The 26,224-nt window shown below is 34.0% G+C and carries 23 protein-coding genes and 1 tRNA gene; 19 read left to right on the plus strand and 5 right to left on the minus strand.

Annotated elements, in window-relative coordinates:
• Positions 1–64 precede the first annotated feature (64 nt).
• Positions 65–976 (minus strand): tRNA (adenosine(37)-N6)-dimethylallyltransferase MiaA, encoded by a 912-nt coding sequence (miaA, locus tag MP477_RS14040; protein ID WP_230041206.1) that lies wholly within the window; start codon positions 974–976, stop codon positions 65–67.
• Positions 977–1,070: 94 nt separating this feature from the next.
• On the opposite strand from miaA, the gene MP477_RS14045 reads away from it, so the two are divergent.
• The 3 genes from MP477_RS14045 (at position 1,071) to nadA (ending at position 3,682) form a co-directional block, all read left to right on the plus strand.
• Positions 1,071–1,928 carry a YicC family protein gene (locus tag MP477_RS14045; protein WP_230041207.1) on the plus strand — a complete coding sequence of 286 codons (858 nt, stop codon included), beginning with the start codon at positions 1,071–1,073 and terminating at the stop codon, positions 1,926–1,928.
• A gap of 71 nt (positions 1,929–1,999) precedes the next feature.
• Positions 2,000–2,566 (plus strand): guanylate kinase, encoded by a 567-nt coding sequence (gene gmk, locus MP477_RS14050; RefSeq protein WP_257190901.1) that lies wholly within the window; start codon positions 2,000–2,002, stop codon positions 2,564–2,566.
• 96 nt (positions 2,567–2,662) lie between these two features.
• Entirely contained in the window at positions 2,663–3,682 is a 1,020-nt protein-coding gene (gene nadA, locus MP477_RS14055; protein WP_257190902.1) for a quinolinate synthase NadA, read from the plus strand.
• A gap of 76 nt (positions 3,683–3,758) precedes the next feature.
• Here nadA and MP477_RS14060 read toward each other — a convergent pair whose 3' ends face one another.
• From MP477_RS14060 to MP477_RS14070, 3 genes are read right to left on the minus strand one after another with little or no spacing between them, the layout of a single operon-like run.
• Entirely contained in the window at positions 3,759–3,956 is a 198-nt protein-coding gene (locus MP477_RS14060; protein WP_230041210.1) for a hypothetical protein, read from the minus strand.
• A 42-nt stretch (positions 3,957–3,998) separates the two neighbouring features.
• The gene (locus MP477_RS14065; RefSeq protein ID WP_157969924.1) at positions 3,999–4,169 is read right to left on the minus strand and encodes a hypothetical protein; all 171 of its coding nucleotides are present in this window, start codon (positions 4,167–4,169) and stop codon (positions 3,999–4,001) included.
• 52 nt (positions 4,170–4,221) lie between these two features.
• Positions 4,222–4,416, minus strand: coding sequence for a hypothetical protein (locus MP477_RS14070; RefSeq protein WP_257190903.1), 195 nt, complete (start codon positions 4,414–4,416; stop codon positions 4,222–4,224).
• A gap of 344 nt (positions 4,417–4,760) precedes the next feature.
• Here MP477_RS14070 and thrA point away from each other — a divergent pair, with 344 nt between their 5' ends.
• From thrA to MP477_RS14140, 14 genes are all read left to right on the plus strand, one after another.
• Entirely contained in the window at positions 4,761–7,211 is a 2,451-nt protein-coding gene (gene thrA / locus MP477_RS14075; RefSeq protein WP_257190904.1) for a bifunctional aspartate kinase/homoserine dehydrogenase I, read from the plus strand.
• A 14-nt stretch (positions 7,212–7,225) separates the two neighbouring features.
• Positions 7,226–8,152, plus strand: a complete 927-nt coding sequence (locus MP477_RS14080; RefSeq protein WP_257190905.1) for a homoserine kinase — start codon at positions 7,226–7,228, stop codon at positions 8,150–8,152.
• Positions 8,153–8,176: 24 nt separating this feature from the next.
• Complete coding sequence (gene thrC, locus MP477_RS14085; RefSeq protein WP_257190906.1) at positions 8,177–9,481, plus strand: threonine synthase; 1,305 nt, start codon at positions 8,177–8,179, stop codon at positions 9,479–9,481.
• 4 nt (positions 9,482–9,485) lie between these two features.
• The gene (gene folB / locus MP477_RS14090) at positions 9,486–9,854 is read left to right on the plus strand and encodes a dihydroneopterin aldolase (RefSeq protein ID WP_257190907.1); all 369 of its coding nucleotides are present in this window, start codon (positions 9,486–9,488) and stop codon (positions 9,852–9,854) included.
• A 35-nt stretch (positions 9,855–9,889) separates the two neighbouring features.
• Entirely contained in the window at positions 9,890–11,254 is a 1,365-nt protein-coding gene (locus MP477_RS14095; protein ID WP_257190908.1) for a DUF4403 family protein, read from the plus strand.
• A 39-nt stretch (positions 11,255–11,293) separates the two neighbouring features.
• A complete protein-coding gene (locus MP477_RS14100) occupies positions 11,294–11,803 on the plus strand; it encodes an RDD family protein (protein ID WP_230041217.1) in 510 nt (169 codons plus the stop codon).
• Positions 11,804–11,861: 58 nt separating this feature from the next.
• A tRNA-Cys gene (locus MP477_RS14105) sits at positions 11,862–11,932 on the plus strand.
• 1,383 nt (positions 11,933–13,315) lie between these two features.
• Positions 13,316–15,397, plus strand: a complete 2,082-nt coding sequence (locus MP477_RS14110; RefSeq protein WP_257190909.1) for an outer membrane beta-barrel family protein — start codon at positions 13,316–13,318, stop codon at positions 15,395–15,397.
• Positions 15,398–15,525: 128 nt separating this feature from the next.
• Positions 15,526–15,744 (plus strand): hypothetical protein, encoded by a 219-nt coding sequence (locus MP477_RS14115; protein WP_230041219.1) that lies wholly within the window; start codon positions 15,526–15,528, stop codon positions 15,742–15,744.
• 66 nt (positions 15,745–15,810) lie between these two features.
• Entirely contained in the window at positions 15,811–17,163 is a 1,353-nt protein-coding gene (locus tag MP477_RS14120) for a radical SAM/SPASM domain-containing protein (RefSeq protein ID WP_230041220.1), read from the plus strand.
• A gap of 10 nt (positions 17,164–17,173) precedes the next feature.
• The gene (locus MP477_RS14125) at positions 17,174–17,905 is read left to right on the plus strand and encodes a hypothetical protein (RefSeq protein ID WP_257190910.1); all 732 of its coding nucleotides are present in this window, start codon (positions 17,174–17,176) and stop codon (positions 17,903–17,905) included.
• Complete coding sequence (locus tag MP477_RS14130; RefSeq protein WP_257190911.1) at positions 17,902–18,453, plus strand: DUF2807 domain-containing protein; 552 nt, start codon at positions 17,902–17,904, stop codon at positions 18,451–18,453. Before MP477_RS14125 ends, MP477_RS14130 begins: the two co-directional genes overlap by 4 nt.
• Positions 18,454–18,654: 201 nt before the next feature.
• Complete coding sequence (locus tag MP477_RS14135) at positions 18,655–20,826, plus strand: peptidase domain-containing ABC transporter (RefSeq protein ID WP_373567430.1); 2,172 nt, start codon at positions 18,655–18,657, stop codon at positions 20,824–20,826.
• A 1,167-nt stretch (positions 20,827–21,993) separates the two neighbouring features.
• Entirely contained in the window at positions 21,994–22,824 is an 831-nt protein-coding gene (locus MP477_RS14140) for a glycosyltransferase (protein ID WP_257190913.1), read from the plus strand.
• Positions 22,825–23,197: 373 nt separating this feature from the next.
• Here the strand turns inward: MP477_RS14140 and MP477_RS14145 are convergent, their stop codons facing one another.
• The gene (locus tag MP477_RS14145) at positions 23,198–23,644 is read right to left on the minus strand and encodes a hypothetical protein (protein ID WP_230038006.1); all 447 of its coding nucleotides are present in this window, start codon (positions 23,642–23,644) and stop codon (positions 23,198–23,200) included.
• 307 nt (positions 23,645–23,951) lie between these two features.
• Here MP477_RS14145 and MP477_RS14150 point away from each other — a divergent pair, with 307 nt between their 5' ends.
• A complete protein-coding gene (locus MP477_RS14150) occupies positions 23,952–24,506 on the plus strand; it encodes a YMGG-like glycine zipper-containing protein (RefSeq protein WP_257190914.1) in 555 nt (184 codons plus the stop codon).
• 53 nt (positions 24,507–24,559) lie between these two features.
• Positions 24,560–26,194 carry a hypothetical protein gene (locus tag MP477_RS14155; protein ID WP_257190915.1) on the plus strand — a complete coding sequence of 545 codons (1,635 nt, stop codon included), beginning with the start codon at positions 24,560–24,562 and terminating at the stop codon, positions 26,192–26,194.
• Positions 26,195–26,224 lie beyond the last annotated feature (30 nt).

The raw sequence follows: 26,224 nt of genomic DNA on the forward strand, positions 1-26,224 counted from the left end.
CGAAAAAAAATAATGATTATATCAATGATATATTAAGTATTTCTCTAAAATCAATATTATCCCATTATATATTTTGAATAGAAAGATATTCAATTAAATTATTGAAATCATTTTGGCTGTAACCTAATGATAAATAGTAGATATCATCTGCTTTTCTATACCAGGTCAGCTGGCGTTTAGCATACCTGCGGCTGTTTTTTTTAATTTCAGATACCGCAAAATCCAGATCCCATTCTCCGTCAAAGTATTTGAATAATTCAGCATAGCCTACCGTATTTAAAGCTGTCAGCCCTTTGAATTTTTCAAGCCCTTTCACCTCTTTCAGTAAGCCTTTCTCCATCATTATATCTACCCTGCGGTTGATTCTGTCATACAATTCTTCTCTTGGAGCCTCTATTCCAATTCTGATCACCTTAAAATCTCTGGAATCCTGGGAAGTGGCAATCAGTTCAGAATATTTTTTTTGAGTCTGCCAGATCACATCAATGGCACGAAGAAGTCTCCGGTGGTTGTGAATATCCACTACTTCAAAATACTCCGGATCAAGCTCTTTTAAAATCTCCTGAAGCTTTTCTATACCTTCCTGCTCCATTATTCCCTGAAGCTTTTCCTGGTTTTCAAGATTAGCTTCCGGCAGATCATTTAAGCCTTCAATCACTGCTTTTTCATACATCATACTGCCACCCACAAGAATTACGGTATCGTGATCTTTAAAAAGTTCATTAAGTTTTTGCAAAGCATCTTCTTCATATTGCCCGATAGAATAATATTCTTCAACGGAAAGATTCCCTATAAAATGATGAGGAGCTTCAGCCAGTTCCTCTTCAGAAGGAGAAGCTGTCCCAATTTTCATTTCTTTAAAAAACTGTCTGGAATCACAGGAAACAATCTCTGTATTGAAATATTGAGCCAGGTCAATTGCCAATCTTGTTTTACCAATTCCGGTGGGTCCTACTACAGAAATCAAATTTTTCATCAGTTCACATTCATTATTTTATCGGTCAGATAGAATCTTTACAGATTTCACAGTGCTAATTTAAATGTTTATCTTTGTAGAACAATAAAAAACTATGATTTTATCAATGACTGGCTTCGGTAGAGCCGAAGGTGTTTTTGAAGGAAAAAAAATAACAATAGATATTAAATCATTGAACAGCAAGAGCTTTGATTTAAATATCAAGATTCCTTTACGTTATAAAGAAAAAGAATTTGAAATCAGAAAAATTCTTAACGATAGAATTATCCGTGGAAAGGTAGACTGCTACGTTAATCTGGAGAACCTGGAAGAGTCTAACGATGTAAAAATCAATAAAAATTTAATTGATTCATACATCAATGAACTTAAAACCATTACTTCAGACGGGCCTGATTATGAATATCTTAAAATGGCAGTAAGACTTCCTGATGCCATTACTTCAAGACCTGATGAACTTACAGATGGGGAATGGGAAGCTTTGGCAAAAATTGTCAGTGCAGCTATTGACCGTTTTGAAGAGTTCAGAAAAACTGAAGGAAGCATTTTACATGAAGAATTAAACAGAAACATCCAGAATATTGATAAATATCTTGGTGAAGTGATTCCTTTTGAAGAAGAAAGAATTATCAGTGTGAAAGAACGTTATCAGAAATCTTTGAAAGAATTTGAAAATGTAGATGAAACACGTTTCTACCAGGAAATGGCTTACTTCACAGAGAAGCTTGATATTTCAGAGGAAAAGGTAAGACTTACCCAACATTTGAAATATTATAAAGAAGTAATGGATAATGAATCTTTCAATGGAAAAAAACTGGGCTTTATTTCTCAGGAAATCGGAAGAGAGATCAATACATTAGGTTCAAAAGCCAATCATGCCCAAATTCAGAAGCTTGTGGTTATGATGAAAGATGATTTGGAAAAAATTAAAGAACAGACGTTAAACGTATTATAGACGATAGACCTATAGACATGAGATGAGAGATTTGGTCTCCTGTCTCTCATCTAAAAATCTCTAAAATCTAAATGGATAAAGTAATTATATTTTCAGCACCATCCGGGAGCGGAAAAACTACATTGGTAAAGTATTCTTTGGAAACATTTCCGGAGCTGAAGTTTTCAATCTCCTGTACAACAAGACAACCGAGAGGAAGTGAGGTTCATGCAGTAGATTATCATTTTTTAACTCCTGATCAGTTTAGAGAGAAAATTGCAAAAGGAGCTTTTGTAGAATATGAGGAAGTATATACTGATAAATATTACGGTACTTTAAAATCTGAGGTAGAAAAAATCTGGAATCAGGGAAAAGTTGTTATTTTTGATGTAGATGTAAAAGGAGGGATTTCTTTAAAAAAATATTTTGGTGAGAAAGCACTGTCTATTTTTATAGAACCCCCTTCCATTGAAGAATTGGAACGAAGATTGATTTCAAGAAATACAGATGATGCTGAAACCATCAAAACCCGCGTAGCAAAGGCAGAAGAAGAAATGTCCTATGCAAAGGATTTTGACAAGATCGTCATCAACAGTGATCTTGACCAAGCTAAAATAGAAATAGAAAGTTTAATAAAAAGTTTTATAGAAAGAAACTAGAATGTAGACATAGAAGTCAGTTAAAAATATGTGGATCACTTTTTACAGACTACAATCTACCTATACCTTCTATAAAGAAAAAAAATTGAGGTTGATATGAGTACCGAAACATTAGAAAAAGCTAAATCTGCAATTCCTGTAAAGGGATTTCTGGATATAAAGGATATAGCAATTCCTCAGGGTGAAGAATTGGTAAAAGCCATTCTTAAACTTAAAGAAGAGAAGAATGCTGTCATTCTTGCCCACTATTACCAACCGGGAGAAATTCAGGATATTGCTGATTTCCTTGGAGATTCTTTACAGCTGGCAAGGCAGGCTAAAGATACAAATGCTGATATGATTGTATTCTGTGGAGTGCATTTCATGGCAGAAGCTGCAAAAATTCTGAACCCAACTAAAAAAGTAGTTCTTCCAGACACTATGGCAGGATGCTCTTTGGCAGACGGATGTTCCGGAGAAGGATTGAGAAAAATGCGCGAGCAGCATCCCAATGCCTTAATTGCTACTTACATCAACTGTAACGCAGAAACAAAAGCGGAAAGTGATATCATTGTAACAAGTTCAAATGCGGAAACCGTAATTGAAGCATTACCGACCGACCGGCCGATCATTTTTGCCCCGGATAAAAACTTAGGAAGATACTTATCTAAGAAAACCGGCCGTGATATGATCCTTTGGGATGGAAGCTGTATAGTACATGAAGCATTTTCTATGGAGAGAATTGCCAAGCAATTAGCGGATAATCCTGATGCCAAACTGATAGCGCACCCGGAAAGTGAAGAAGCCGTACTAAAACTGGCTCACTTTATTGGTTCCACATCCGCTCTATTGAATTATGTAGAAAAAGATGACTGTCAGAAATTCATCATTGCCACAGAAGAAGGAATCCTTCATGAAATGAGAAAACGTGCTCCTCATAAAGAATTGATCCCGGCATTAGTTTTCGATGAAAGCTGTAACTGTTCGGAATGTTTCTATATGAAACGCAATACAATGGAGAAACTGTATTTGTGTATGAAATATGAACTTCCGGAAATTCTTATCGACGAAGAATTAAGATTAAGAGCATTAAAACCCATTGAGGCGATGCTTGATCTTTCAAAAAGCATAAAATAAGCAAAAAGCACTGTTGTCACAGTGCTTTTTTTATATTCGTCGTCTATCCGGAGATAGTAATTAAATCAGTTTTCAGTTACCAATCTCCAAAACAATAAATACTTACTCTTACACAATTCCTTTCTTTGCAGTATTCGGGTAAGGCAAAATAATTATCGCAAGTTTGGTTGTATTCAGGACCAGGGCCATACTTATTTTGAGTAGGACATCCTGCACAAATAGATGAATCGGCACCTTTAATATTCTTCAGTTTATTTCTTGATAACTTTTTCATATGATATTCATTTTAATAGGTTAAGCTTACAATATTTTTTGTTTATAACATAGGTGCATAACATTTTCCTCCAGGTTTTAGCCAGCATCCCCATCTACCGCCTCCCATAAAACATACAAACTGTTCACCACCACATGCTTCAATCTGGATTTGTGTTGCACCACCATTAATCATTTTTTTCTCGTCTCTTGATAATTTTTTAATTGTTTTCATAATGTTATTATTTAATGATTTGTAAAAAAAGATAGGCATTTCTTATATTAAATTAATGAGGATCAAAGCACTCATAGCTTACCAACACTCTACCTTTGCAGCACTCCGGTAACCCGTGATAGTCGCCACAGGATTTTGGCTGGTCAGGTCCATACGGTCCATCAGGACAGTATTCATTACAAACACCAATACCTCCGCCATTCACAGACTTTAGATTTTGTCTGTGGATTTTTTTTAAATTTCGCATGCTTATTTTTATTATGGTTAATACACTAAAAGTAAGATTTTTAATTAGTTAAATCTAATATTTTAACAAATATTTCTCCAAAAAAGGAATTAAAATAAACTATCTGAAATAATTTGCCATTTCAAATTAATTTGTACATTTGTCTTGTAAATGAATTTATTAAGAAACATATCTGATATTTCTGCTCTGAAATTACCTATTTCAGGCATATCTTCTGTTTCTACATTTACAACTACAACAACTACCCCATAACGGGGTAAATTTTCACATATTATTTCCGGTACCTGTACTCTTTTTTCTAAAGAGTAAACATTTTGTTTTATCCAACCTTAAATAAATAATTGATGAAAATTTTAAAATTTGGCGGAACATCAGTCGCCACCTCCCAAAATATTTTGCTGGTAGAAAATATTATAAAAAGAGAATCATTGCAAAGCAGAGCAGTCGTTGTAGTATCCGCACTTCATGGTGTAACGGATCAGCTGATTAAAGCAGCTGAATATGCCTCTCAAAAAAATGAAAATTACTTGCAGCTTATCAAGAATCTTGAAGAGAAACATTTAATCTTGGTCAAAGAGCTTATCCCTGTTTTAGAACAAAGTTCATGGCTGAGTTTTGTTAAAAAACATTTTAATGATCTGGAGGATTTTTATAATGGCATTTTTGTATTAGGTGAATTTACCCCCAGAATAAAAGATAAAATAGCTTCATACGGAGAATTTTTATCTTCAAATATTATTGCAGCAAGACTTCAGTCTGAAGGTTTAGACTGCCTGTGGATGAATGCTGGAGAACTGATTAGAACCGACAGCAGTTTTACCAATGCTAAAGTACATTTTGATCATACAGGAGACAATCTGAAAAAATATCTCAGCGAACATCAGAATCAAATCATTATCTGCCCCGGTTTTATTGCCCGTGATGAAAAAAACAATACAACAACGTTAGGGCGGGGAGGTTCCGATTACACTGCTTCTATCATTGCTGCGGCCATTCAGGCTGATGAACTTCAGATATGGACAGACGTAAACGGAATGATGACTGCCGATCCCCGTTTGGCATCCAATGCAAAACCTATTGCAGAAATCTCTTATCATGAAGCAATGGAACTTTCCCATTTCGGAGCTAAAGTGCTATACCCACCTTCCATCCAACCTGTGATGATAAAAAATATTGATCTTAAAATCAAGAATACTTTTGATCCTGATGCCCGGGGAACATTGGTATCCCATCATCTAACAGCTTCGGAGAATGATGAAAAACAAATTGCAGTAGGAATATCAAACATGAGTAGTATTGCTCTTCTTACTTTAGAAGGAAGTGGAATGGTAGGTATCCCGGGGATTTCTGCAAAGCTATTCCAATGCCTGAGCCATGAAAAGGTTAATATCATTCTTATTACCCAGGGTTCTTCGGAACATTCTATCACCATAGCCATTAATGAAAAGGATATTTTTTATGCAGAAGCTGCCATCAACGCTTCTTTTGCAGATGATATTAATCTAAAAAGAATTGCTCCGGTAAAAATAGAACCCGGGCTTTCTATTATTGCCCTGATAGGAGAAAATATGAAAAGCAGAAGTGGTGTGAGTGCTAAAATGTTCGGGTGCCTTGGAAATAATGGCATCAATATAAGAGCTATTGCACAGGGCTCCTCGGAAAGAAATATCAGCATAGTCATTTCAGAAAATGACACCAAAAAAACAGTCAATATCCTTCATGAAGAATTTTTTGAATCTGAAATAAAACAAATCCACCTTTATATCTGTGGAACAGGTAATGTAGGTTCCAAACTGATACAGCAGATTTATAATCAGAATCCTTATCTGAGAGAAAATTTCCTGATTAATTTAAGAATTGCCGGGTTGTCCAATAGCCGTCACATGATATTTTCAGATCAGGGAATAAGCCGGGAGGAATATTCGGACTGGAAAGAGCAGGGTGAAAAAGCTTCTGCCCAAAGATTTGCAGAGGAAATTATATCCCGTAATCTTCGGAATTCTGTTTTCGTAGATGTTACAGCAAGCTCTAAAATCCCGGAAGTCTATGAAAGCCTGTTAAAAAGGAGTATTAATATTGTTGCCTGTAATAAAATAGCAGCCTCATCAGATTTTGAAACCTATAAAACATTAAAAAATGCAGCGAGAAACCACAGTTGCAGTTTCTATTTTGAAACGAATGTAGGGGCTGGGCTTCCGGTTATAGGCACTATCAGTGATTTGATCAAGAGTGGTGATAGAATTACATCAATTCAGGCCGTACTCAGCGGAACATTAAATTTTGTCTTTAATAATTATGATGGAAGCAGAACTTTCTCCGAGGTGGTTGCACAGGCTCAGAAAGAAGGATACACAGAACCTGATCCCAGACTTGATCTTTCAGGAACTGATGTAGCCCGCAAGATTTTAATCCTCGCCAGAGAAGCCGGATATCCGCTCCAATTTGAAGAAATAGAAAATACCAGTTTCCTTCCTGAAGAATGTATGCAGGGAAGTGTAGAAGATTTTTATGAAAAGCTTACAAAACATGAAGACCATTTTAAAAATCTGCTTAATGAATCCCGAAAAGCCGGCAAAATTTTAAAATATACTGCCGAGTTTAAAAACGGAAAAGCCAATGTAGGGTTACAGCATGTAGCTCCGGAAAGTGACTTGTTTCATCTTTATGGCAAAGATAATATAGTCATTTTTCAAACGTTACGATATTCCGAACAGCCATTGGTGGTAAAAGGAGCCGGGGCTGGGGCTGAGGTAACGGCAAGCGGTGTTTTTGCAGATATTATGCGCTCAATTTAAAAAAAACAGAAATTATGAAAAGAATACGATTAAAAATACCTGCTACAGTGGCCAATCTGGTTTGTGGGTTTGATATTTTAGGAATGGCTATACATGATCCTTATGACGAAATGGAGCTGAGAATATTAGATGCTCCCGACATTATTATAAAACATGAAGATCTCTTCGGACTTCCTGAAGAACCTTTAAAAAATGTGGCAGGCATTGTATTGCTGAAGATTCAGGAACACTTTAACCTTTTTCATGGTTTTGAAGTGATCATTCGTAAACATATAAAACCGGGAAGCGGGCTCGGCTCCAGTGCGGCAAGTGCCGCCGGAGCTGCCTTTGGTGCCAATGTGTTATTAGGAAATATATTATCTGCGGATGAGATGATTCATTTTGCCATGTTTGGAGAAGAGCTTGCTTCGGGAGTACGTCACGCAGACAATATTGCCCCTTGTATTTATGGTGGAATCACATTGGTAAAATCCACCCATCCTCTCGACATCATCCCGTTGAATACTCCTGAGCTTTTTGTAGCCGCTGTACATCCTCAGGTTGAAGTAAAAACATCGGACTCGCGACAAATCTTAAAGAAAAATATCTCTTTAAAAAGTGCTGTTGAGCAATGGGGAAATATCGCCGGGTTAATAGCTGGGATTCAGAATAACGATTTCTCTCTTATTGGCAGAAGCCTTAATGATGTTATTATAGAGCCTGTCAGAAGTATTTTAATTCCAAAATTTGATGAAATTAAAATGAAAAGTATAGAAATCGGTGCCTTAGGAGGTGGAATTTCAGGGTCAGGACCTTCTATTTTTATGCTGGCCGAGAAAAAAGAAACAGCAGAGGAAATTGCCCTGATGATGAAGTCTGTTTACGATGAAGCAGGGATTGAAAGTTTGGTATATGTATCCAAAATAAACCCTTCAGGGATTGAAATCATTGAAAAAGTATAATTAAGAATATAGAAGATAATACAGATGAACTATTATAATTTAAAAGACAGCTTAGAAAAAGTTGATTTCAGAACAGCAACTATAAAAGGCCAGGGAAAAGAAAAAGGATTGTTTTTCCCCGAAAGCATTCCTCAGTTTGAAGAGGAGTTTATTCAAAATCTTCATCAATATACTCATGAAGAAATTGCTTACAGGTGTATGAGAGATTTCGTGGGAGATGAAATTCCCGAGGAGATATTGTGGGAAATTGTTTCAGAAACGGTCAGTTTTGATATTCCTTTGAAAAAAATTAACGATAAAATATCCATTTTAGAACTTTTTCATGGTCCTACTTTAGCATTCAAAGATATTGGAGCCCGATTTATGAGCCGGTGTCTTTCCTATTTTTTAAAAGATCAGGGAAAAAAAGTGACGGTACTTGTTGCCACTTCAGGAGATACAGGAGGTGCCGTTGCTCATGGTTTTTATAAGCTTCCGGAAATTGATGTAGTTATCCTTTATCCCAAAAACAGAGTAAGCCCGGTTCAGAAAAAACAACTCACAGCACTTGGTGAGAATATTTCAGCACTGGAGATCAACGGAAGTTTTGATGACTGCCAAAGCCTGGTAAAACAAGCATTTTCAGATAAAGAAATTAATGATCATTTATTTTTGACGTCCGCCAATTCTATCAATGTGGCAAGATGGCTTCCCCAACAGATGTATTACTTACTCGCCTTAAAACAATGGAACCAATATGAAACTGAAAAACCTGTAATATGTGTTCCCAGTGGAAATTTCGGGAATATTTGTGCCGGGCTTCTGGCTCATTTCCGGGGGCTTCCGGCGGAGCATTTCATCGCGGCATGCAATGAAAATGACACAGTTCCGGATTATCTGAATACTCAAAATTTTATCCCTCAAAAAGCAATAGCTACCCTATCCAATGCAATGGATGTAGGAGATCCCAGTAATTTTGTGAGGATCTTAGAGCTTTTTGATCATCAGTTTGATCATTTAAAAAATAAAGTCTCCGGATATTCAGTAGATGACCAGCAGACTTTAGAAACTATTGCTGATGTTTATAAAAAATATCATTACATTCTTGAACCTCACAGCGCCGTTGCCTTCACCTCACTGGAACAGTACTTAGAAGTAAATCCTGGCAAGAAAGGATTTATTCTCGGAACTGCACATCCTGTAAAATTTCCTGAAGCCGTAGAAAAAGCTACTGCTGTAAAAGTGGAAATTCCCGAAGCATTGAGTGACCTTATGAAAAAGGAGAAAAAAACTGTAGAAATAAGTTCGGATTTTGAAGAATTAAAGCGATTTTTGCTTAGTAAAATTTGAGACAATGAGTAAAATATATCTTGAGGATGTAAAAATATATGCCTACCACGGTGTACTCCCGGAAGAGAATATTATAGGAACATATTATATTCTAAACCTGGAGCTTCACACTGATCTTTGGGAAGCTGCGGAATCCGATAATCTGAATGACACCATAAGTTATGCAGATATCAATGACATTATTCATACCGAGATGAAGATCAAATCAAAACTTCTGGAACATGTGGCAGGAAGAATAATATCTAAAATCCATGACAACTTTCCTCAGGTTGACTACATCAGACTCAGAGTAACCAAAACGGCTCCTCCTATGCAGGGAGAGATGAGAGGAGCCAGCATTGAGCTTGAAAAAAGTTTTAAACCGGGAAATTAAAATTCTTATTTTCGTTTCATAAAAAAGATAGACCGTTGAAATTCATTAAAATATTATTTTTAGTAGCATGTATCAATGCTTTTGGCCAGGCCAGCGTTGATAACCAATTAGCCAGTTACAATTTTCCAAAGATCAAATCCAGTATTACAATGCCGGTAACGATCCCTCTTTCGGAACTTAGTAATATGATCAATGCTTCGGTAAAAGAGCTTGTGTATCAGGATGACTCTTATACCGATAATAATAACGACCAGTTTAAAGTAAAGGTATGGAAAACCAGGCCTATTCGTCTGGTAGGAGGAACCAGCCAAAACTTATTAATTGAAGTTCCTTTAAAAATATGGGCAGAAAAAGGCATTGGAACATTAGGCGTGTATACGTATCAAAATACAACCTTTGAAACGGTGATGTCTTTTAATACGACCGTAAGCTTAAAAAATAACTGGACCATTACCACCAATACACAGCCCAATGGCTTCAGATGGGTTACAAAACCTGTCCTGGATTATGGAAGAATACAAATTCCTATCACACCTATTGTTGAAAAAAGCCTCCGGGAACAACAGCAAAAATTCTGTAAAACCATTGATCAGCAAATGGCTACCCAGCTGAACTTTCAACAATATGCATTAATGGCCTGGAATACTTTTCTACAGCCGTTCAATATTTCTGAGGAATATAATACTTGGCTGAAAATAAGCCCTGTTGGGGTCAATATCACTCCTTTAAAATTCTACGGGAACCAGATCAATGCCACACTTGGAATGGATATTTATTCTGAAACTTTTACAGGAAGTAAGCCTGTGGCCTCTCAACCTGTAACTGCAGTAACGAATTTCAACTTCTCTCCTACTGTTGCAGATAAATTCCTTTTGCAGACTACAGCCAATATCCCTTTTACAGAAGCCAGCAGCATGGCCAGAAAGACTTTCTTAAATAAAGAATTTGACATACGGGATTCTAAAGTAAAAGTAACAGACATCAGAGTCTACGGTGTTGATAACCGGGTTATCCTCGAAGCCCAAACCGACGGCTACATCAAAGGAACAGCTATCATTTCAGGGATTCCGGTGTATGACGAAGCAAAAAGAAAAATTGTTTTATCAGAAACCAAATTTAAACTGAAAACCACCAATATCCTGCAAAAAACAGCTTCCGTATTATTTCAGGGGAAAATTGTCAAAATGATTGAAGAGGAATACGGTATCCCAACTCAGGAACTGGAAGAAGCATCCAGAAAAAGTATTGAAGATGCTTTTAACAAAGAATATTATAAAGGGTTAAAGATGAATGGAAAAGTTTTTAATCTTAAACCCAGTAAAATCCTGCTGAACAGCACAGGAATTACCGCTGTAATTGATACAAATGCAGCATTAAAACTTCTTGTCAACGGATTTTAAACTTCAAATAAAATTAATTATAAAAACTAATAACCAACTATGAGAAAATATTTAGTAATTGTGGATAGAAACAGATCCCAAAAGTGGACAAGGTTCGCTAATTTTGTTATTGACAGGCTTGTCATTACTTTGGCATTTCTTGCTCTTGGGTTTATTTCATCCCTACTATATCAACTTGCAAACATTGACTTTTTCATCAAAATTATTTATAAAATGTCACAAATGAATAGATTTGTTGATATACTGATAACCTCTTTAATTTATTTTATATACACCTTCCTTATTGAATACTTTACCAAAGGAAGATCCATCGGTAAGTATATTACAGGAACTAAAGTTATTTGTATTGATGGTACAGAACCTACCTTCAATGATTATCTTATCCGGAATATCTCCAGAATTGTTCCTTTTGATGCCCTCTCTTTTTTAGGTGAGAATGGCTGGCATGATAAATGGAGCGAAACAAGAGTTATTAACATCAAAAATTATCAGACTGAAATTCAAGCAAAAAGCGAAATTGACAGTCTTGGAAAGAAAGAAATTGCCTGAAAACTTTTGTTCATTAAGAAATTTCACTATATTTGCACACCTCAAAAATGGTAAAAATGGTACTTTGGCCGAGCGGCTAGGCAGTGGTCTGCAACACCATCTACAGCGGTTCGAATCCGCTAGGTACCTCTTCAAAAACCTCTAAATTTTATTTAGAGGTTTTTTTATGATTTAACGAGTATATTTAAAAATTTACGCTTTTTCCATATTGTAAAATTGTTATCTTTTAACATTCAGAAGAACCTGAAGCATCAATGTTTTCAAAAAAAAGCCTCCCGGAAAGAATGGGAGGCAGATAAAAGATAAATATGGATGATAATAATGTTTTATAAAATTAAAAAAGATTGAGAGAGGTAATTATGAGTATAATCATAAAATTAAAAACCCCGGACTTCTCCGGGGAACAATTCAAATAAACGGGCGATGAAAAACTTGTTATCGAAATTACAATACTTTATAGTACTGCTTTTATGAGTAAGGTCATAAAATATGGAAACAAAAAAACCTCCCATTCAGGAGGTTAACAATAACTTAAAATAGGTTTTGAAAACTCTATCTTCCTCCAAAGATATCAATTATTATTCTTATAATCCATGATCTTAATCATCAAAAAAAGAAAAACCTTGCAAACTACCGACAGGCAAAGTATTAATTGGCAGAAATATAATCTTCAAAGCATCAAATATAAAAATTATCCTATTTTTGAAGCATGACCAGGGTCATAATAGCAAATTCCTGATCTATAAAATTCAACTTCTTACATTTTAGCTTATTCTGATTAAGCTATACTGATCATTTCTTGTAATTCTCTGTTGATAGATCAAGCATCGTATTAATTCAAGCTACACACCAGATAAATCACCTGCTTCGAAATTTTAAATTTTTGTGATACTTATTTTTTAATTCAAAAATGAACCGTAGATGTGTGCACAGATTGTCAAAAGTACTTATTGGGGGAGAAATTAAATATTACTAATATGTTATTAATTTATTTATTTTACTGTAAAATCAATAAAATATTTACAGCGCATAAATCGGTTTAATAGACATATGGTTATTTAACAATAAAAAATATATCATGCTATTTTCATCTTTCCAAAACAATCAGCTACGTTTTTTTGTACTTCCAATGTAAAATTTACAGCCATATTTATGGTTATTTTTTGTAAATACAGAGCCAAATTTTCAAAAAACAACATAAATTTTCCTTGATATTTTTTTATTTAATAGAAATTTAAAAACATAACAAAAACAACACAACACACTCATTTACAGATAATTAAAATCAATAAACTTATCAAAAGGCAGGGATAAATTCATGAATTTATAAAGCATTTCCTTGATAATCATTCAAGCTTACAGCATATTTGTCTAAAGCAAGAATGTAGTGAGATTTTTTTATCTGCCTCATATCAACATCAGAAATAACTAATATCAATGAAAAAAACAATCTCTACTCTTAGTATTATATTTTCGGTTTTTATGTTTTCACAACAGAAAAAAAATGATTCTGTGAACAAGATAGTCGAAAAGCAAATACAGGAAGTCGAGATCAACATGAAGAAAAAACTTATAGAAAGAAAGGTTGACAGACTGGTTTTTAATGTTGAGAACTCAATAACAGCTTCCGGCTCTGATGCCGTAGAGGTTTTGAAAAAAACACCGGGTGTTGCCATTCAGGGAAACACTATCGGTATTATTGGCAAAAGCTCTGTTTCTGTTATGATAGATGAAAAAATGGTTCAGTTATCAGGAGAAGCCCTGATGAACTATCTAAGAGCCACCTCATCTGAAAATATAAAAAGTATAGAGGTGATTACCACACCTCCGTCAAAATATGATGCTGAAGGGAACAGTGGTATTATCAATATTCAGCTGAAAAAAGCAAAACAGAATTCCTGGAGTAACAGTACAAGGACTACTTATACACAAACCAGCTATCCTGCATTATCCCTGGGGAATACATTTAACTATAACAAAGACAGATACTCATTTTCAATCATGCTGGATGCTAAAAAAGGAAATGAAAATGTAACCGAGAGATCAAATATTGAATATCCATCCTATTTATGGATGAGTAAAGTGAAAAGAAAGGACAGCAAAGATGTTCAGAGTGTAAAAGTATCAGCGGACTATCAGATTTCAAAAAAATCAAGTATTGGAGCGATTTTTCAATTTTATAATTCCACACCGGACGTCCAGGAAACGAATATTGTAAACCTACTTAGCAGACAAGGTCAGGAAAATAAAATTTTATCAACGCTTGCTGAAACAGATGTGAAAAACTGGAACAATTCATTAAACCTGCATTTCACACACGATCTTGATTCTTTAGGAAAAAAATTCTCTGTTGATTTGGATTATTTCAAATTTAAGGAAGATAAAAACAGGCTTTTTGACACGCATGAAAACAATGTGTTACAATTATCAGCACAGAATCTAGGGCAACAGGATATCAATAACTTATCAGCTAAGATTGATTTTATCCACCCTGCAAAGTTTGCAAATTATACTTATGGAGCGAAGTTAACTTCAACAAAAAACGACAGTTCCATAAAATTTATAGATCAGACGACTGGAACTCCTGTAGTAGATCCGTTACAGACTGATGCTTATCAATACAGAGAAAACATACAGGCTGCCTATTTTGATCTTGCTAAAAGCTTTGGAGAAAAATGGCAGATAAAATTAGGGGCAAGAGCAGAATATACCCAGACTACGTCTAAATCTGTCACCAACAATACGGAATATAAAAATGATTATTTTAAAATTTTTCCAACGTTTTACATACTTAGAGCTATTAATGAGACTAATACCATCAACCTGAGCTATAGTAAAAGAATAAACAGACCTTCGTTTTGGGAATTAAACCCTTTTAAGTGGTATTTCAATGCCAACTCTTATGCTGAGGGGAATCCTTTTTTACAGCCAGCAATCAGTCATAATTTTGAACTGACACATACTTATAAGGAAAAATTATTTACTTCATTTTTCACCCAGCTAAAAAGCAACGGGTTTAGTCAGGTCCCTTATGTCAAAGATGATTTGACTCAGGTTTTTACAAGGTTAAATTATTATAAAAGCTATGCCTATGGAATTTCACAGAATTATGTTTTCAATAAATGGAGCTGGTTAGAAAGCAATGCCCAATACAATATTTATTATATAAAAACCAAGATTGATGATCAGTATAAAGATGCTGTACCTTCTCAAAGCGGGCTTGGTTTCGCCTTCTCACTAAACAACAGTTTTGTACTTAATAAAAGTAAAACAGTATCGGGAGAGCTTAATTACAATTACAACGCACCCAATAAAGGGTTGATATATAAACAAGGCGGGTCGATGAGGTTAGATCTCGGGTTAAGGTTCTTGTTCCTCAATAAAAACCTGCAATGTTCTATTAGCATAGATGATATTTTAAAAACAAGTAATCCTGATAACACAACATACACCAATGGTATCACCCAAACCTACAATGTGTATGCGGATACCAGAAGACTGAGGCTATCCCTACGATACAACTTTGGAAACAAAAATATTAGGAGTAAAAGCAGAGAAGCAGGAAACAGTGATGAAAAAAACAGATTAAAATAATATGATTTCCGGTTTTGTATGTGCACAATACACGACTACGAATAAATATAACCGTTTGCAAACAAATACCAAAGAAGGTTAATGTATCAAAACTTTACCAAAAACTTTAATTTAAAATTTTAATTAACATGAAAAATTCAAAACTTAAGAACATTTACAGTGCTGTACAATTAGACGCTGTAAATAGAGGTGAAATCATTAGTGTAAATGAGCAATTAGCTATCAGAGGTGGACAGGCTGCAGGATGGCAACCACTGTGTACAGTAAACGTAAACTCTGGTTGTAATATCGGTTGTACTCCAACAACTCCAACCACTCCAACTAAAGAAATCTCTACTATAGAGTAAATTAATTATCCTCCATAACTATTTTCAATAGTTATGGAGGTTTTTAACCCTTTTAAAAACTATACTATGTTCAAAAACTCTTATTATAAAATAAAATCGGAAGTAGGAAATGATACCGTGCTTTTTTATTCTACAAGGAGTGGCGAAACAATGGCTTTAGAAAGCCACACTGCCCTACTGTATGAAAATGAAAATTATGATGATCTTCCTGAGAATGTTTTTTCTAAGCTTCTGGCATCAGACCTCATTGTACCAAAAGAAGAAAATGAGCTGGATGAAGTGATACTAGAAAATAAAACAAGTATTGCCGAAAGCAGAACGTTGTATCAGGTGATACAACCTACAGCCAACTGCCAGTTGGGATGTGGATACTGTGGGCAAAACCATACCAAAGCCCTATTGAATAATGAACAAATGGATGCTATTGTTGAAAGGGTAAAATTTAAACTTGAAAGAGAAAATAATTTTGACGCTCTGGAAATAGGTTGGTTTGGAGCGGAACCGCTAATGGCCTTAAGCAATATTAAAGCATTAACTCCAAGATTAAAAGCATTAGCCGACAAGCACAATTTAAGATACTCTTCAAAAATGGTAACTAATGGGTTGTCTTTAAAATTGAATGTTTTCCTGGATCTGGTTAAAAACTATCACCTCAGCTTTTTTGAAATTACATTAGACGGTACAGAAGAATACCATGACAAAAGAAGATTCCTGAAATCAGGAGAGAAAAGTTACAGAATCATTCTCGACAATCTTATTGATATATTCAACTATGAAGGTTTTTCTGAATTAAATACTACTGTAAATATCCGCTGTAATGTAGATCAAACCAATCACGACAGCGTTACCCTGTTAATTGATGAGCTGAATTCTTTGGGAATTCATAAAAAGCTTTCCAGTTTCTATGTTGCCCCTATACATTCCTGGGGAAATGACGCCCACCTGATGTCTCTGGAAATTGCCAACTTTGCAGATAAAGAGATTGACTGGGTGATGTATTGCCTTAAAAAGGAATTCAATACCCCTGTGGTACCTAACAGAAAAAAACAGACATGTATGGCTATAGATCCAAAAGCAGAACTGATAGATGCTTACGGAAATATTTATAACTGTACAGAAATTTCATATGTTCCGGCTTATGACAAATCCGGTTATATTTTAGGAAATTTAAACAGAACAGAACCCAGCAATTTATTGGAAGAAAGACCATTTATTGACTGGAACGACCTGATTAGGGAAAACAAATCAAACTCTCCGTGCCATACCTGTAAAATACTTCCTATCTGTGGAGGAGCATGCCCTAAAACATGGAAAGAGGGAATTTTTTCTTGTCCGTCATTTAAATTCAATATGGAAGACAGGATCGCTTTATCCTATATAATTGCTCAAAAAGGATCAGAAGTTTTAAGTGCCTTTTAAAATAAATACCATGAAAAAATTTGATAATCTTTATAGTAAACTAGATCAGCTGGAAAAGCTAAACAAGCAAAAATACAAAGAGCAGCTGAAATTTGACGAACATGTGAATGAGATGATTAATTCTGTATGTTTAAATAAAAAAATATTCCTATTTTACTATGAAAATTATCAGAAAGCTCTGGAACAATCCAGACATGGAAATATCCTTACCGCTGAAAATCTTATAGTAAGAGCAGGAAAATACATAGACAAATCTTCACTGAGTGAAGATGAAAAAAAACTATATGATTTGATTTGTGTACCTATTGATGCCTATCTGCACTACAGGAAAGGAGATTTTTCTGCTGCCTTCACAGGTACAAAAAAAACAATGGAACTGGATTCTTATTTTGAAAAAAGATTTCCTATAGTTTTCTTTCATAAAATTCAGCAGATCCACAACCTGGCAAGAATCAGTTTCAGATCAATGGAAGTGGACCAGGCGCTTATGATCTTAAAAGACATATTCAGACTATTGATAGACAAAATTCCAATCACTTTTGAAAATATTGTTTACGACCCCGCATACCTGGAATACAATAGTGACGACCTTCGCAAATCCATGATTTTTGACATCCTGGCCGATGTGATCACAACAGCAGAAAAACATAAGGAAAATGAAAAAATCACTATCTTAGATTTTTGTGATGAAATAATCAGCCATTCCTCATTTAATAAACTAGAAAACCAGCCAATCCTATGAAAGTATTCAAATTATTTATCGTAATGACCCTTTTCTTCTCTTTTGAAAAAGCTCATTCCCAAATGATTAAAAGCGAATTAAATACCGAAAAAACAGATTTTAAAGAAATCAGGATTGAAGATATTGCCCAGGTATTTTTCACTAAAGGTTCCGAAAATTCAATTATTGTGGAAAGGAGCTCAGACAAAGACAAAGAGATCCAATTCAGCATAACTGATGGTATTGCCTCTGTAAAGGCAGTCCATTCTACCGAAGAAAGCAAAAAAAATAATTACAACCTTTATATTACATCAAAAAGTGATGACATTTTCATCAATGCCTATAATCTGGGAATAGTACAAACCACAGATAAAGCCCAGTTCGGAACAATCAAACTTAAGGTTATCAATGCCGGAAAAATAGATCTCACCGTTGATACTCAAACCTTAGTTCTGAATATAGAAAATGTAGCTTCACTGAGAATTAGTGGAAAAACAGATCAGCTGACGTTAGATAAAAAAAATGTAATGCTTTCTAATCTGAGAAAATTGAAAGTAAAAAAAGATTAAGCACACACTGGGGAAAACAAAATTTTAATAACTGTATCCCTTAATTAATCCTGTTTCCGAAGCATAAATCAAAATGCTCAACAATACAAAATTGAAACAGGTTTTCCATCAAAGCACATGTTTTCATTGTTGCTCAGTATCCTTATTACCAATCAAAGATAAATAATTAAGATAGTGCGTTTTATTGCTCAATATGATCAAATGGATTGCGGCCCTGCTTGTATAAGCATGGTGGCCAATTCTTATGGAAAAGAATACCCATTGGAATACCTTAGAGAAAACTCCTATATTACAAAAGAAGGGGTTTCTCTTTTAGGCATAGGAGAAGCCTCAAAAAAAATAGGATTCGATTACCATGCTGTAAAAGAGGAGTCTGACCACTTAATTTCCAATATTGAAAATAGTAAGAAGCCTGTTATTTTACACTGGGACCAAAACCATTTTGTTGTACTCAATAAAGTTAGCAATTCCTTATTCTCCAAAAAAAAAATATTTGAAATTTACGATCCTGCTCATGGTATCATCAAAATTTCTCAGGAAAAATTCGAAGAATCCTGGATTTCAGATCACAGCAAAGGAGTTTCTGTCTATTTAACTCCTACAGATTCTTTTTATGAAAATGAACCTCCTCAGCAGAAACTACTAACCGTTAAGCAGACTGTTGAATATCTACAACCCTACAAAAAAAAAATAGCACTGATGTTCTGCCTGCTTCTTGCAGGAAGTGCCATCACATTGATCTTTCCATTTCTTACACAGTCTCTGATAGATGACGGAGTAAGTTCAAAGAATTTAAATTTTATTTTTATTATCCTGCTGGCACAGCTGTCATTATTTTTAGGCAGTATCGTTATCAATATCTTCAGAAACTGGCTGACCCTCTATATAGGTACCCATCTGAGTATCAAAATTATTTCAGACTTTTTAAAAAAAATAATAGAACTTCCCATCCGGTTTTTCGACACCAAACTGCTTGGAGATTTCCAGCAAAGAATTCAGGACAATAATAGGATTGAGGAATTTTTAACCTCCCAGAGCTTACTCACATTTTTTTCCATAGTCACCTTCTCTGTTTTTTTTGGTGTTCTCGCGTATTACGATGTCAAAATATTGTTAGTCTATTCCATTTTAACCCTGATCTCTATTGCATGGTCATTTTACTGGCTTAGAAAGAGAAAAGTAATGGATTATTTTCGATTTAAACTCCGTAGTGAAAATCAGGATTCCATCTATGAGATGCTGAACGGAGTTACCGAAATGAAATTAAATCAATTTGAAGATTTTAAAATCTCAGAATGGGAAAAAATTCAAAAGAAACTGTTTAAACTTAATATCAGGATCTTAAAAATTGATCAGTATCAAATGTCCGGATTTGAGTTTTTGAATCAGCTTAAAAATATAATTGTCACTTTCCTGGCTGCTACCTATGTTGTAAAGGGAAACATGTCTTTGGGAGCTCTTTTATCCGTATCTTACATAATAGGGCAGATGAATTCCCCCGTAAGTCAAATGGTGAATTTCTTCCGTTCCTTTCAAGATGCAAAACTAAGTATGGAAAGGCTTAATGAAGTTCAGTTTAAATCCAAAGAAGAAAAAGAAGACGACCAACCTATCGAATCCAATGAAGATACAGCAGGCGATATACGCTTTGAAAATGTATCATTTCAGTATGAAGGGCCTCAATCACCTTATGTATTGAAAGATATCTCGCTTACCATTCCCCACGGCAAGGTCACCGCGATTGTGGGAGCCAGCGGAAGTGGAAAAACAACCTTAATGAAACTTTTACTGAGATTTTATAATCCTGTATCGGGTAAAATAAGTTTCGGAAAAACGAATATTTTAAATATTTCTCCTAAAAGCATCAGAAAAAGTTCAGGAGTTGTTCTTCAGGACGGATTTATATTTTCTGATACCATCGCCAGAAATATCATTACCCATGATGAAGCGGGTGATGATGAAAAATTATTAAAAGCAGTTACAACAGCCAATATCAGTGAATTTGTAAACTCTCTTCCTTTGAGATATAATACCAGAATTGGAGCTTCAGGTAATGGAATTTCCGGGGGCCAGAAACAAAGAATACTCATTGCAAGGGCAGTATATAAAGATCCTCAATACTTATTTTTTGATGAGGCAACATCAGCCCTGGATGCTGAAAATGAAAAAGTAATCCATGATAACCTTCAGGAGTTTTTTAAAGGAAAAACAGTAGTCATTATAGCTCATCGTTTATCAACTGTGAAAAATGCCGACAACATTATCGTTTTACATGGGGGGAAAATAGTAGAAGAAGGCAGTCATCAGGAATTGGTCACTAAAAACGGTGAATATTATAAATTAGTGAAAAACCAGTTGGAATTAGGAAGTTAATATTTTATGGTTTTAACAAAACAAGCTTCCCTTTCACAGAGAAGCTTAATAAATAATGCAAAAAGTGATGATATGTAAAAAAATTATTACATAAAAATAATTAATAAGTTCATTTCACTTTTATGATCAGGATCATATAAAAAAAATCCTCGGAAATTCCGAGGATAAAAACTAATAACCATGAAAACTCAAATTAAACATGAGTTACATATCTACATTGAAAAATCGTGCCAAAATTTAAATTTTGATAAAAATATTTTAATGTATATTTTCAAAAGGTTAAATATTATATTTTAATATTTTCACCTGTTTTTTTCCATATTATTAAAAATAAAATCTCACTAATTACAATTATTCTAAATAGAAAACACCAAATAATCAATATAATTAAAGATCATTCAATAATAAGTCTAATAAAAAAGCTGAATTATAAAAAATAAAAAAAGCAGCCATAAATTCCAACCATTATAAATTGAAAATTAAATCCGTAAATTTAATGCAAAATATCTTGATAATTATAAATTAATTTGAAGATATTTTTTTTAAAATGAAAAATAAAATTTAATTAAAAAATGTTTATTGGGATTACACGTAAATAGTGGCATTGACAAAATACTAAGCTTATTGTTAAAATGAACAAAAGAAGAAACACGAATATTAAATCCTCTGGCTTATGAAGTTCATTTTTATAAGGACTCTTTTTTTTGGCTCCATCTGATTAGGTTATAAAAGCTAGTTCATCAAAATCGATTTCTAATCTATTTTCTCGGCTCATTTAATAAAAATAGAATATTGCATCAAAGAAAGACTGTATTGATGTAAGTTTATATTACCCAAACCTTTGCACCAGATCTGTACTATCTTTTCATCTGCTGTTATTTTTAAAATAAAAAAAGCCTCCAGAAGAGGCCTTAAAAAACACAAATGATGAAAAAAAAATTTTATATATTCAGAAATAAAATAATAATATTTAATCTTTATTCAAAATTATGCTGCTTTTTATTTTTATTTTATGACCTCAGTCATAAAATAATTTTTATTTTGTAATAATAAATCAAAACTAAAAACCTATAAAATAAGAAAAATATATCAACTATACTATGATCAAAGATATGTTTTTCATGAATATAGTTTTATAGTTTTACACATTAATTAACTCAAAAAAACGTGATAAAATTTTCTATACTTATAGCCAACTATAATAATGGAAAGTATTTTAGGGACTGCTATAATTCATTAGTCAATCAAACTTATGAAAATTGGGAAGCCATCATTGTTGATGATGCCTCTACAGATAATTCAGTAGAAGTTATACAATCAATTATCAAAGATGATCCCCGTTTCAAACTGTATCACAATACAGTAAATCAGGGCTGTGGATTCACCAAAAGAGAGTGCATGAAATATGCCGAGGGAGAGCTATGTGCTTACCTTGACCCTGATGATGCTATCTATACGCAAGCATTGGAAAAAACAATCCAGGAATTTGCAAATAATAACGATCTTGTAGCTACCTATTCCCAGATGATGCTGTGTGATGCCAATCTTATCGCTGATAAGGTGTTTGCCAGTACCAAACAAGTCTATAATAACCGATATTTTTTCAATTGCCCTATTCAATTCGCCCATTTTTTTACCTTTAAAAAAGAAACGTATTTAAAAACTTCAGGCATTAATCCAACACTGAGAAGTGCTGTTGACCAGGATCTATATCTGAAAATTCTGGAATATGGTGATGTAAAGTACATCAAAGAACCTTTATACCTCTACCGGCTTCATTCTAATGGAATTTCACAGCATAGCAGCAAGAAGGGAGCAAAAGAATCTTTCGCTAAAGTGATTTATGATACCATGAAAAGAAGAGGAATCAAGAAGATCAATAACCAGAATGTTCCCGAAACCTATACCAATTCAGAAGAAATATATCAACTCCTGGCTTATCAAACCAGTACTTTTCATCGTTTGCTTAACAAGATAAAGGTAACGCTACACTTATAATAAGAACTCCTCATTTGAGGAGTTTTTTATGGAATAAAAATAATTACTTATTGTATCTAAAACTCCTGTACCTTCCTTAATTTAAAGGTAGACATTCATTAAAAAGAATAATTTCTCCATTATTATACATAGAAAAGACCTCCAATCAGGAGGCCTAAAAAACACAAATGATGAAAAAAATCTATTCAGAAAAATCCAAACAGAATATCGTAAAATGTTTACTATTTATACTATAATTACATTTATGATTGATTTTACCATGAATGAAATAATAAGTATAAATTAAGTAACCAATGCAATTAACTTAATAATTAATTAAAAATACTTCTTTTAGAGGTTGGTAAATTTACTAAATATTTTGTTTTATGCAATATTATTCTTCCCAAGTTATTGGAATATATACTGTAATATATCCATCAGCATCTACCTGAGCATCTGAAACAGTCACTACAACCGATCCATAGCCAGTCCAGCCACCCTGTCCCTGCATTGCAGAAAACGTATAAGTTCCTGCGGGAATTCCTTCATAATACTGAGGTAAAGTCTGAAAGCCTCCGCTATAATACGTGTCATACACATCACCCGTAGTCATATTTTCAGCAAGAAAACTACCGACATCATGACTTCCGGAAAGAATTTTTGTTCCATTTTTAGAAAGCAAACCATATCGTATCTTATAAGTCTGTTCTTTTGTTTCATTCTTTGATACCTCTGGACGGGCTTGCGACTGTGTCTTCATAACATTATCAGTAGAAGACCATGAAACAGCAGTACCTAGCAGTCCGATGAAAGCCAGCGCTGTAAATGTTGTTTTTTTCATATTGAAAGTAATTTAGTTCTTCAAAATTAATCATCTCAGATTAATTTAAAGAAAACTATTAATTAATTAAAACTTACAATTAGCTTCTTACAAAAAAAATCCCATTACCAACACTCAAAAAACCTTTTAAACAAATAGCAAAAACTATACTGAACACACACCTAACGTACAATATTTATGATATTTTACACAATAGCTTCTGCCTTATTTGATAATTTTAACATCCTTTAACAGAAATTTGGCTTCATAATTGGAAATAGAAATAAAACTAAAGTTGTTTTGACTCTAGCTTATTAAAATTTGAATTATGAAAAAGGTAATATTAGCAGGTTTTTTATCCGTTTTTTTAATGACGGCCTGCAAAAAGGATGATAACATCGCTGAAAAATCTCTGGAAGCACAAAAACTTGAGTTTCAGGCCAAACAGCTTGAAATAGAAAAACAGAAGCTAGCCATTGAAAAGGAAAAGCTGGTTTACGAAGCTCAGAAAAAATCTGACAGCATTTCAGAACGCAAAAAAGCAAGAGCTGAAAATAATTCAAAGCCACAGGTTATAAGAGAAACCAGAACAGTCTACAGAGATAGAAACTCCGGTTCTAATTCCAGTTCCGGAGGAAGCAATGGAGATTATGCAGATAACGGAAGCAGTTCTTCACAAGGTACAACTAAGAAAAAAGGAATGAGTAAAGCCGCTAAAGGAACCATCATTGGTACTGTAGGTGGAGCCGCTGCAGGAGCTATTATTTCTAAAAACAACAGAGGTCTTGGAGCTGTAATTGGTGGTGTAGTAGGTGGAGCTACCGGATATGCCATAGGGAGATCAGGAGACAGAAAAGACGGAAGAGTACAGCCACGCAGGTAATATTTTTTAACAATACAATATAAAGATTGCTTATTTTTAAGCAATCTTTTTTTATGATACTGATTCTTTTTTCTGCTATTTTTATCATTCCGGTTCTGATTGGTGCAGGTAAAATCATGGACCTTTTCTGGGGCTCTCTCTTTCCTGGTATTGCCGCAAAAGCTTTAGCAGGAATTTTAGGAATAAGTATAGTATGGACTCTCCTTTCCTTTTTTATCCCCTTAAATATTTATGTAGAAATAGGTACCCTCTCATTGGGATTCCTTTTCTTTTTTAGAAATAAATCATACCTGGAATTATATCATTTCTCAGGAAAGGATATTTTTTTAATGATTACAATATCATTTATTATAATATTAGCCGGTACATTTTCGCCTTATATATTAGATCATTTCGGATACTATGTTCCAACCATACAATGGCTTACTGAATATGGATTGATAAAAGGAATTTCCAATCTGGATTTTACATTGGGCCAAATGTCTGTATGGCATATTTTTCAGGCTGGTTTTTCAAATTTCTCAGATCCTTTTTTAAGAATCAATACGATCCTGTTGATTATTTATACCATTTATATTATGGAAAGAAAAGCATGGATCCATCTGTGTTTTCTCCCTGTTTTATTATTGTTTTCACAATCTCCAAGCCCTGACCTCCCTGTTATTGCACTTTCTTTAATTATTTTGAATGAAATAATAGCTGGAAACAGAAATACAACCTTACTTTTTGCATTTTCCATTTTTATTTTTGCCATAAAGCCTACCATGATCTGGCTGCCCTTATTGACATTCCTTCGTACTGTTTTTATTTTTAAATCAGATTTTAAAAAACTGTTTTTTGGAATTTTTATTCTCCTTTTATTTTTCGTAAAAAATATCTGGACATTCGGTTACCCCATATTTCCCGTTGCCTTAGGTGATTTGGGAGTATCATGGAAACCTAATCCTGAAATCTTAAAAACTTCTTCACAATATGCTGTTCAAAAAACATATGATATGCAGTATTCTTATGAAGAAATTCAGAGATTCTCAACCTTTGATTACATCAGAAACTGGTTTTTCCTGGACGGAATAAAATCCATAATCAACATCCTGTTTATGGTAAGCCTGATTACTTTTTCAGCATTTGCCTGGATCAAAAAAAGAAAGCTGGTCACTTTAATTTATATTTCATTACTCATAAAAAGTATACTTGTACTTGCTTTTTCCGCTCAGTACCGTTTTTTCATTGATGTATTCTTTGTGATATTTTTCATATTTTTTTATGACTATTTTGACAAACGGAAATCAGTCACCGTTTTCTCAACATTAAGTATATTATTTATTTTCATTTTGTCCTTTCCAAACTTCATTCAGGAACATCTTCCAAGTTTTAGACCCGGAAATTTTATCGCTGGATTTGAAAAAAAACAATTTTACAGACCATCAACCTATGAATATCATCAATACAATACCTATGAGGTGGGCAATTTAAAATTCAATGTTTCGAAAAATTATCCTTTTAATTTTGACACTCCCCTTCCCGCCATATCAACAAGTTTTATTTTTGATGACGGCAAAGCAGGAATATTTCCCCAGCTTTCCGACAAAAACGACATCAGGAAAGGCTTTATATGGAAAAAAATGATTTCAAAAGAGAAAATAGAAGCCGAAGATGTTATTAACACTATCAAAAACACTGATAAATAGAACAAATACTGAAACTTTATTATCTGGAGA

The organism is Chryseobacterium sp. WG23, from assembly GCF_024586575.1.
GTDB lineage: Bacteria > Bacteroidota > Bacteroidia > Flavobacteriales > Weeksellaceae > Chryseobacterium.

Excerpts from the sequence above, each read along its gene's own strand:
- miaA (WP_230041206.1), bottom strand. The coding sequence starts at position 976 with ATGAAAAATTTGATTTCTGTAGTAGGACCCACCGGAATTGGTAAAACA.
- MP477_RS14045 (WP_230041207.1), top strand. The coding sequence starts at position 1,071 with ATGATTTTATCAATGACTGGCTTCGGTAGAGCCGAAGGTGTTTTTGAA.
- gmk (WP_257190901.1), top strand. The coding sequence starts at position 2,000 with ATGGATAAAGTAATTATATTTTCAGCACCATCCGGGAGCGGAAAAACT.
- nadA (WP_257190902.1), top strand. The coding sequence starts at position 2,663 with ATGAGTACCGAAACATTAGAAAAAGCTAAATCTGCAATTCCTGTAAAG.
- MP477_RS14060 (WP_230041210.1), bottom strand. The coding sequence starts at position 3,956 with ATGAAAAAGTTATCAAGAAATAAACTGAAGAATATTAAAGGTGCCGAT.
- MP477_RS14065 (WP_157969924.1), bottom strand. The coding sequence starts at position 4,169 with ATGAAAACAATTAAAAAATTATCAAGAGACGAGAAAAAAATGATTAAT.
- MP477_RS14070 (WP_257190903.1), bottom strand. The coding sequence starts at position 4,416 with ATGCGAAATTTAAAAAAAATCCACAGACAAAATCTAAAGTCTGTGAAT.
- thrA (WP_257190904.1), top strand. The coding sequence starts at position 4,761 with ATGAAAATTTTAAAATTTGGCGGAACATCAGTCGCCACCTCCCAAAAT.
- MP477_RS14080 (WP_257190905.1), top strand. The coding sequence starts at position 7,226 with ATGAAAAGAATACGATTAAAAATACCTGCTACAGTGGCCAATCTGGTT.
- thrC (WP_257190906.1), top strand. The coding sequence starts at position 8,177 with ATGAACTATTATAATTTAAAAGACAGCTTAGAAAAAGTTGATTTCAGA.
- folB (WP_257190907.1), top strand. The coding sequence starts at position 9,486 with ATGAGTAAAATATATCTTGAGGATGTAAAAATATATGCCTACCACGGT.
- MP477_RS14100 (WP_230041217.1), top strand. The coding sequence starts at position 11,294 with ATGAGAAAATATTTAGTAATTGTGGATAGAAACAGATCCCAAAAGTGG.
- MP477_RS14115 (WP_230041219.1), top strand. The coding sequence starts at position 15,526 with ATGAAAAATTCAAAACTTAAGAACATTTACAGTGCTGTACAATTAGAC.
- MP477_RS14120 (WP_230041220.1), top strand. The coding sequence starts at position 15,811 with ATGTTCAAAAACTCTTATTATAAAATAAAATCGGAAGTAGGAAATGAT.
- MP477_RS14125 (WP_257190910.1), top strand. The coding sequence starts at position 17,174 with ATGAAAAAATTTGATAATCTTTATAGTAAACTAGATCAGCTGGAAAAG.
- MP477_RS14130 (WP_257190911.1), top strand. The coding sequence starts at position 17,902 with ATGAAAGTATTCAAATTATTTATCGTAATGACCCTTTTCTTCTCTTTT.
- MP477_RS14135 (WP_373567430.1), top strand. The coding sequence starts at position 18,655 with ATGGATTGCGGCCCTGCTTGTATAAGCATGGTGGCCAATTCTTATGGA.
- MP477_RS14145 (WP_230038006.1), bottom strand. The coding sequence starts at position 23,644 with ATGAAAAAAACAACATTTACAGCGCTGGCTTTCATCGGACTGCTAGGT.
- MP477_RS14150 (WP_257190914.1), top strand. The coding sequence starts at position 23,952 with ATGAAAAAGGTAATATTAGCAGGTTTTTTATCCGTTTTTTTAATGACG.
- MP477_RS14155 (WP_257190915.1), top strand. The coding sequence starts at position 24,560 with ATGATACTGATTCTTTTTTCTGCTATTTTTATCATTCCGGTTCTGATT.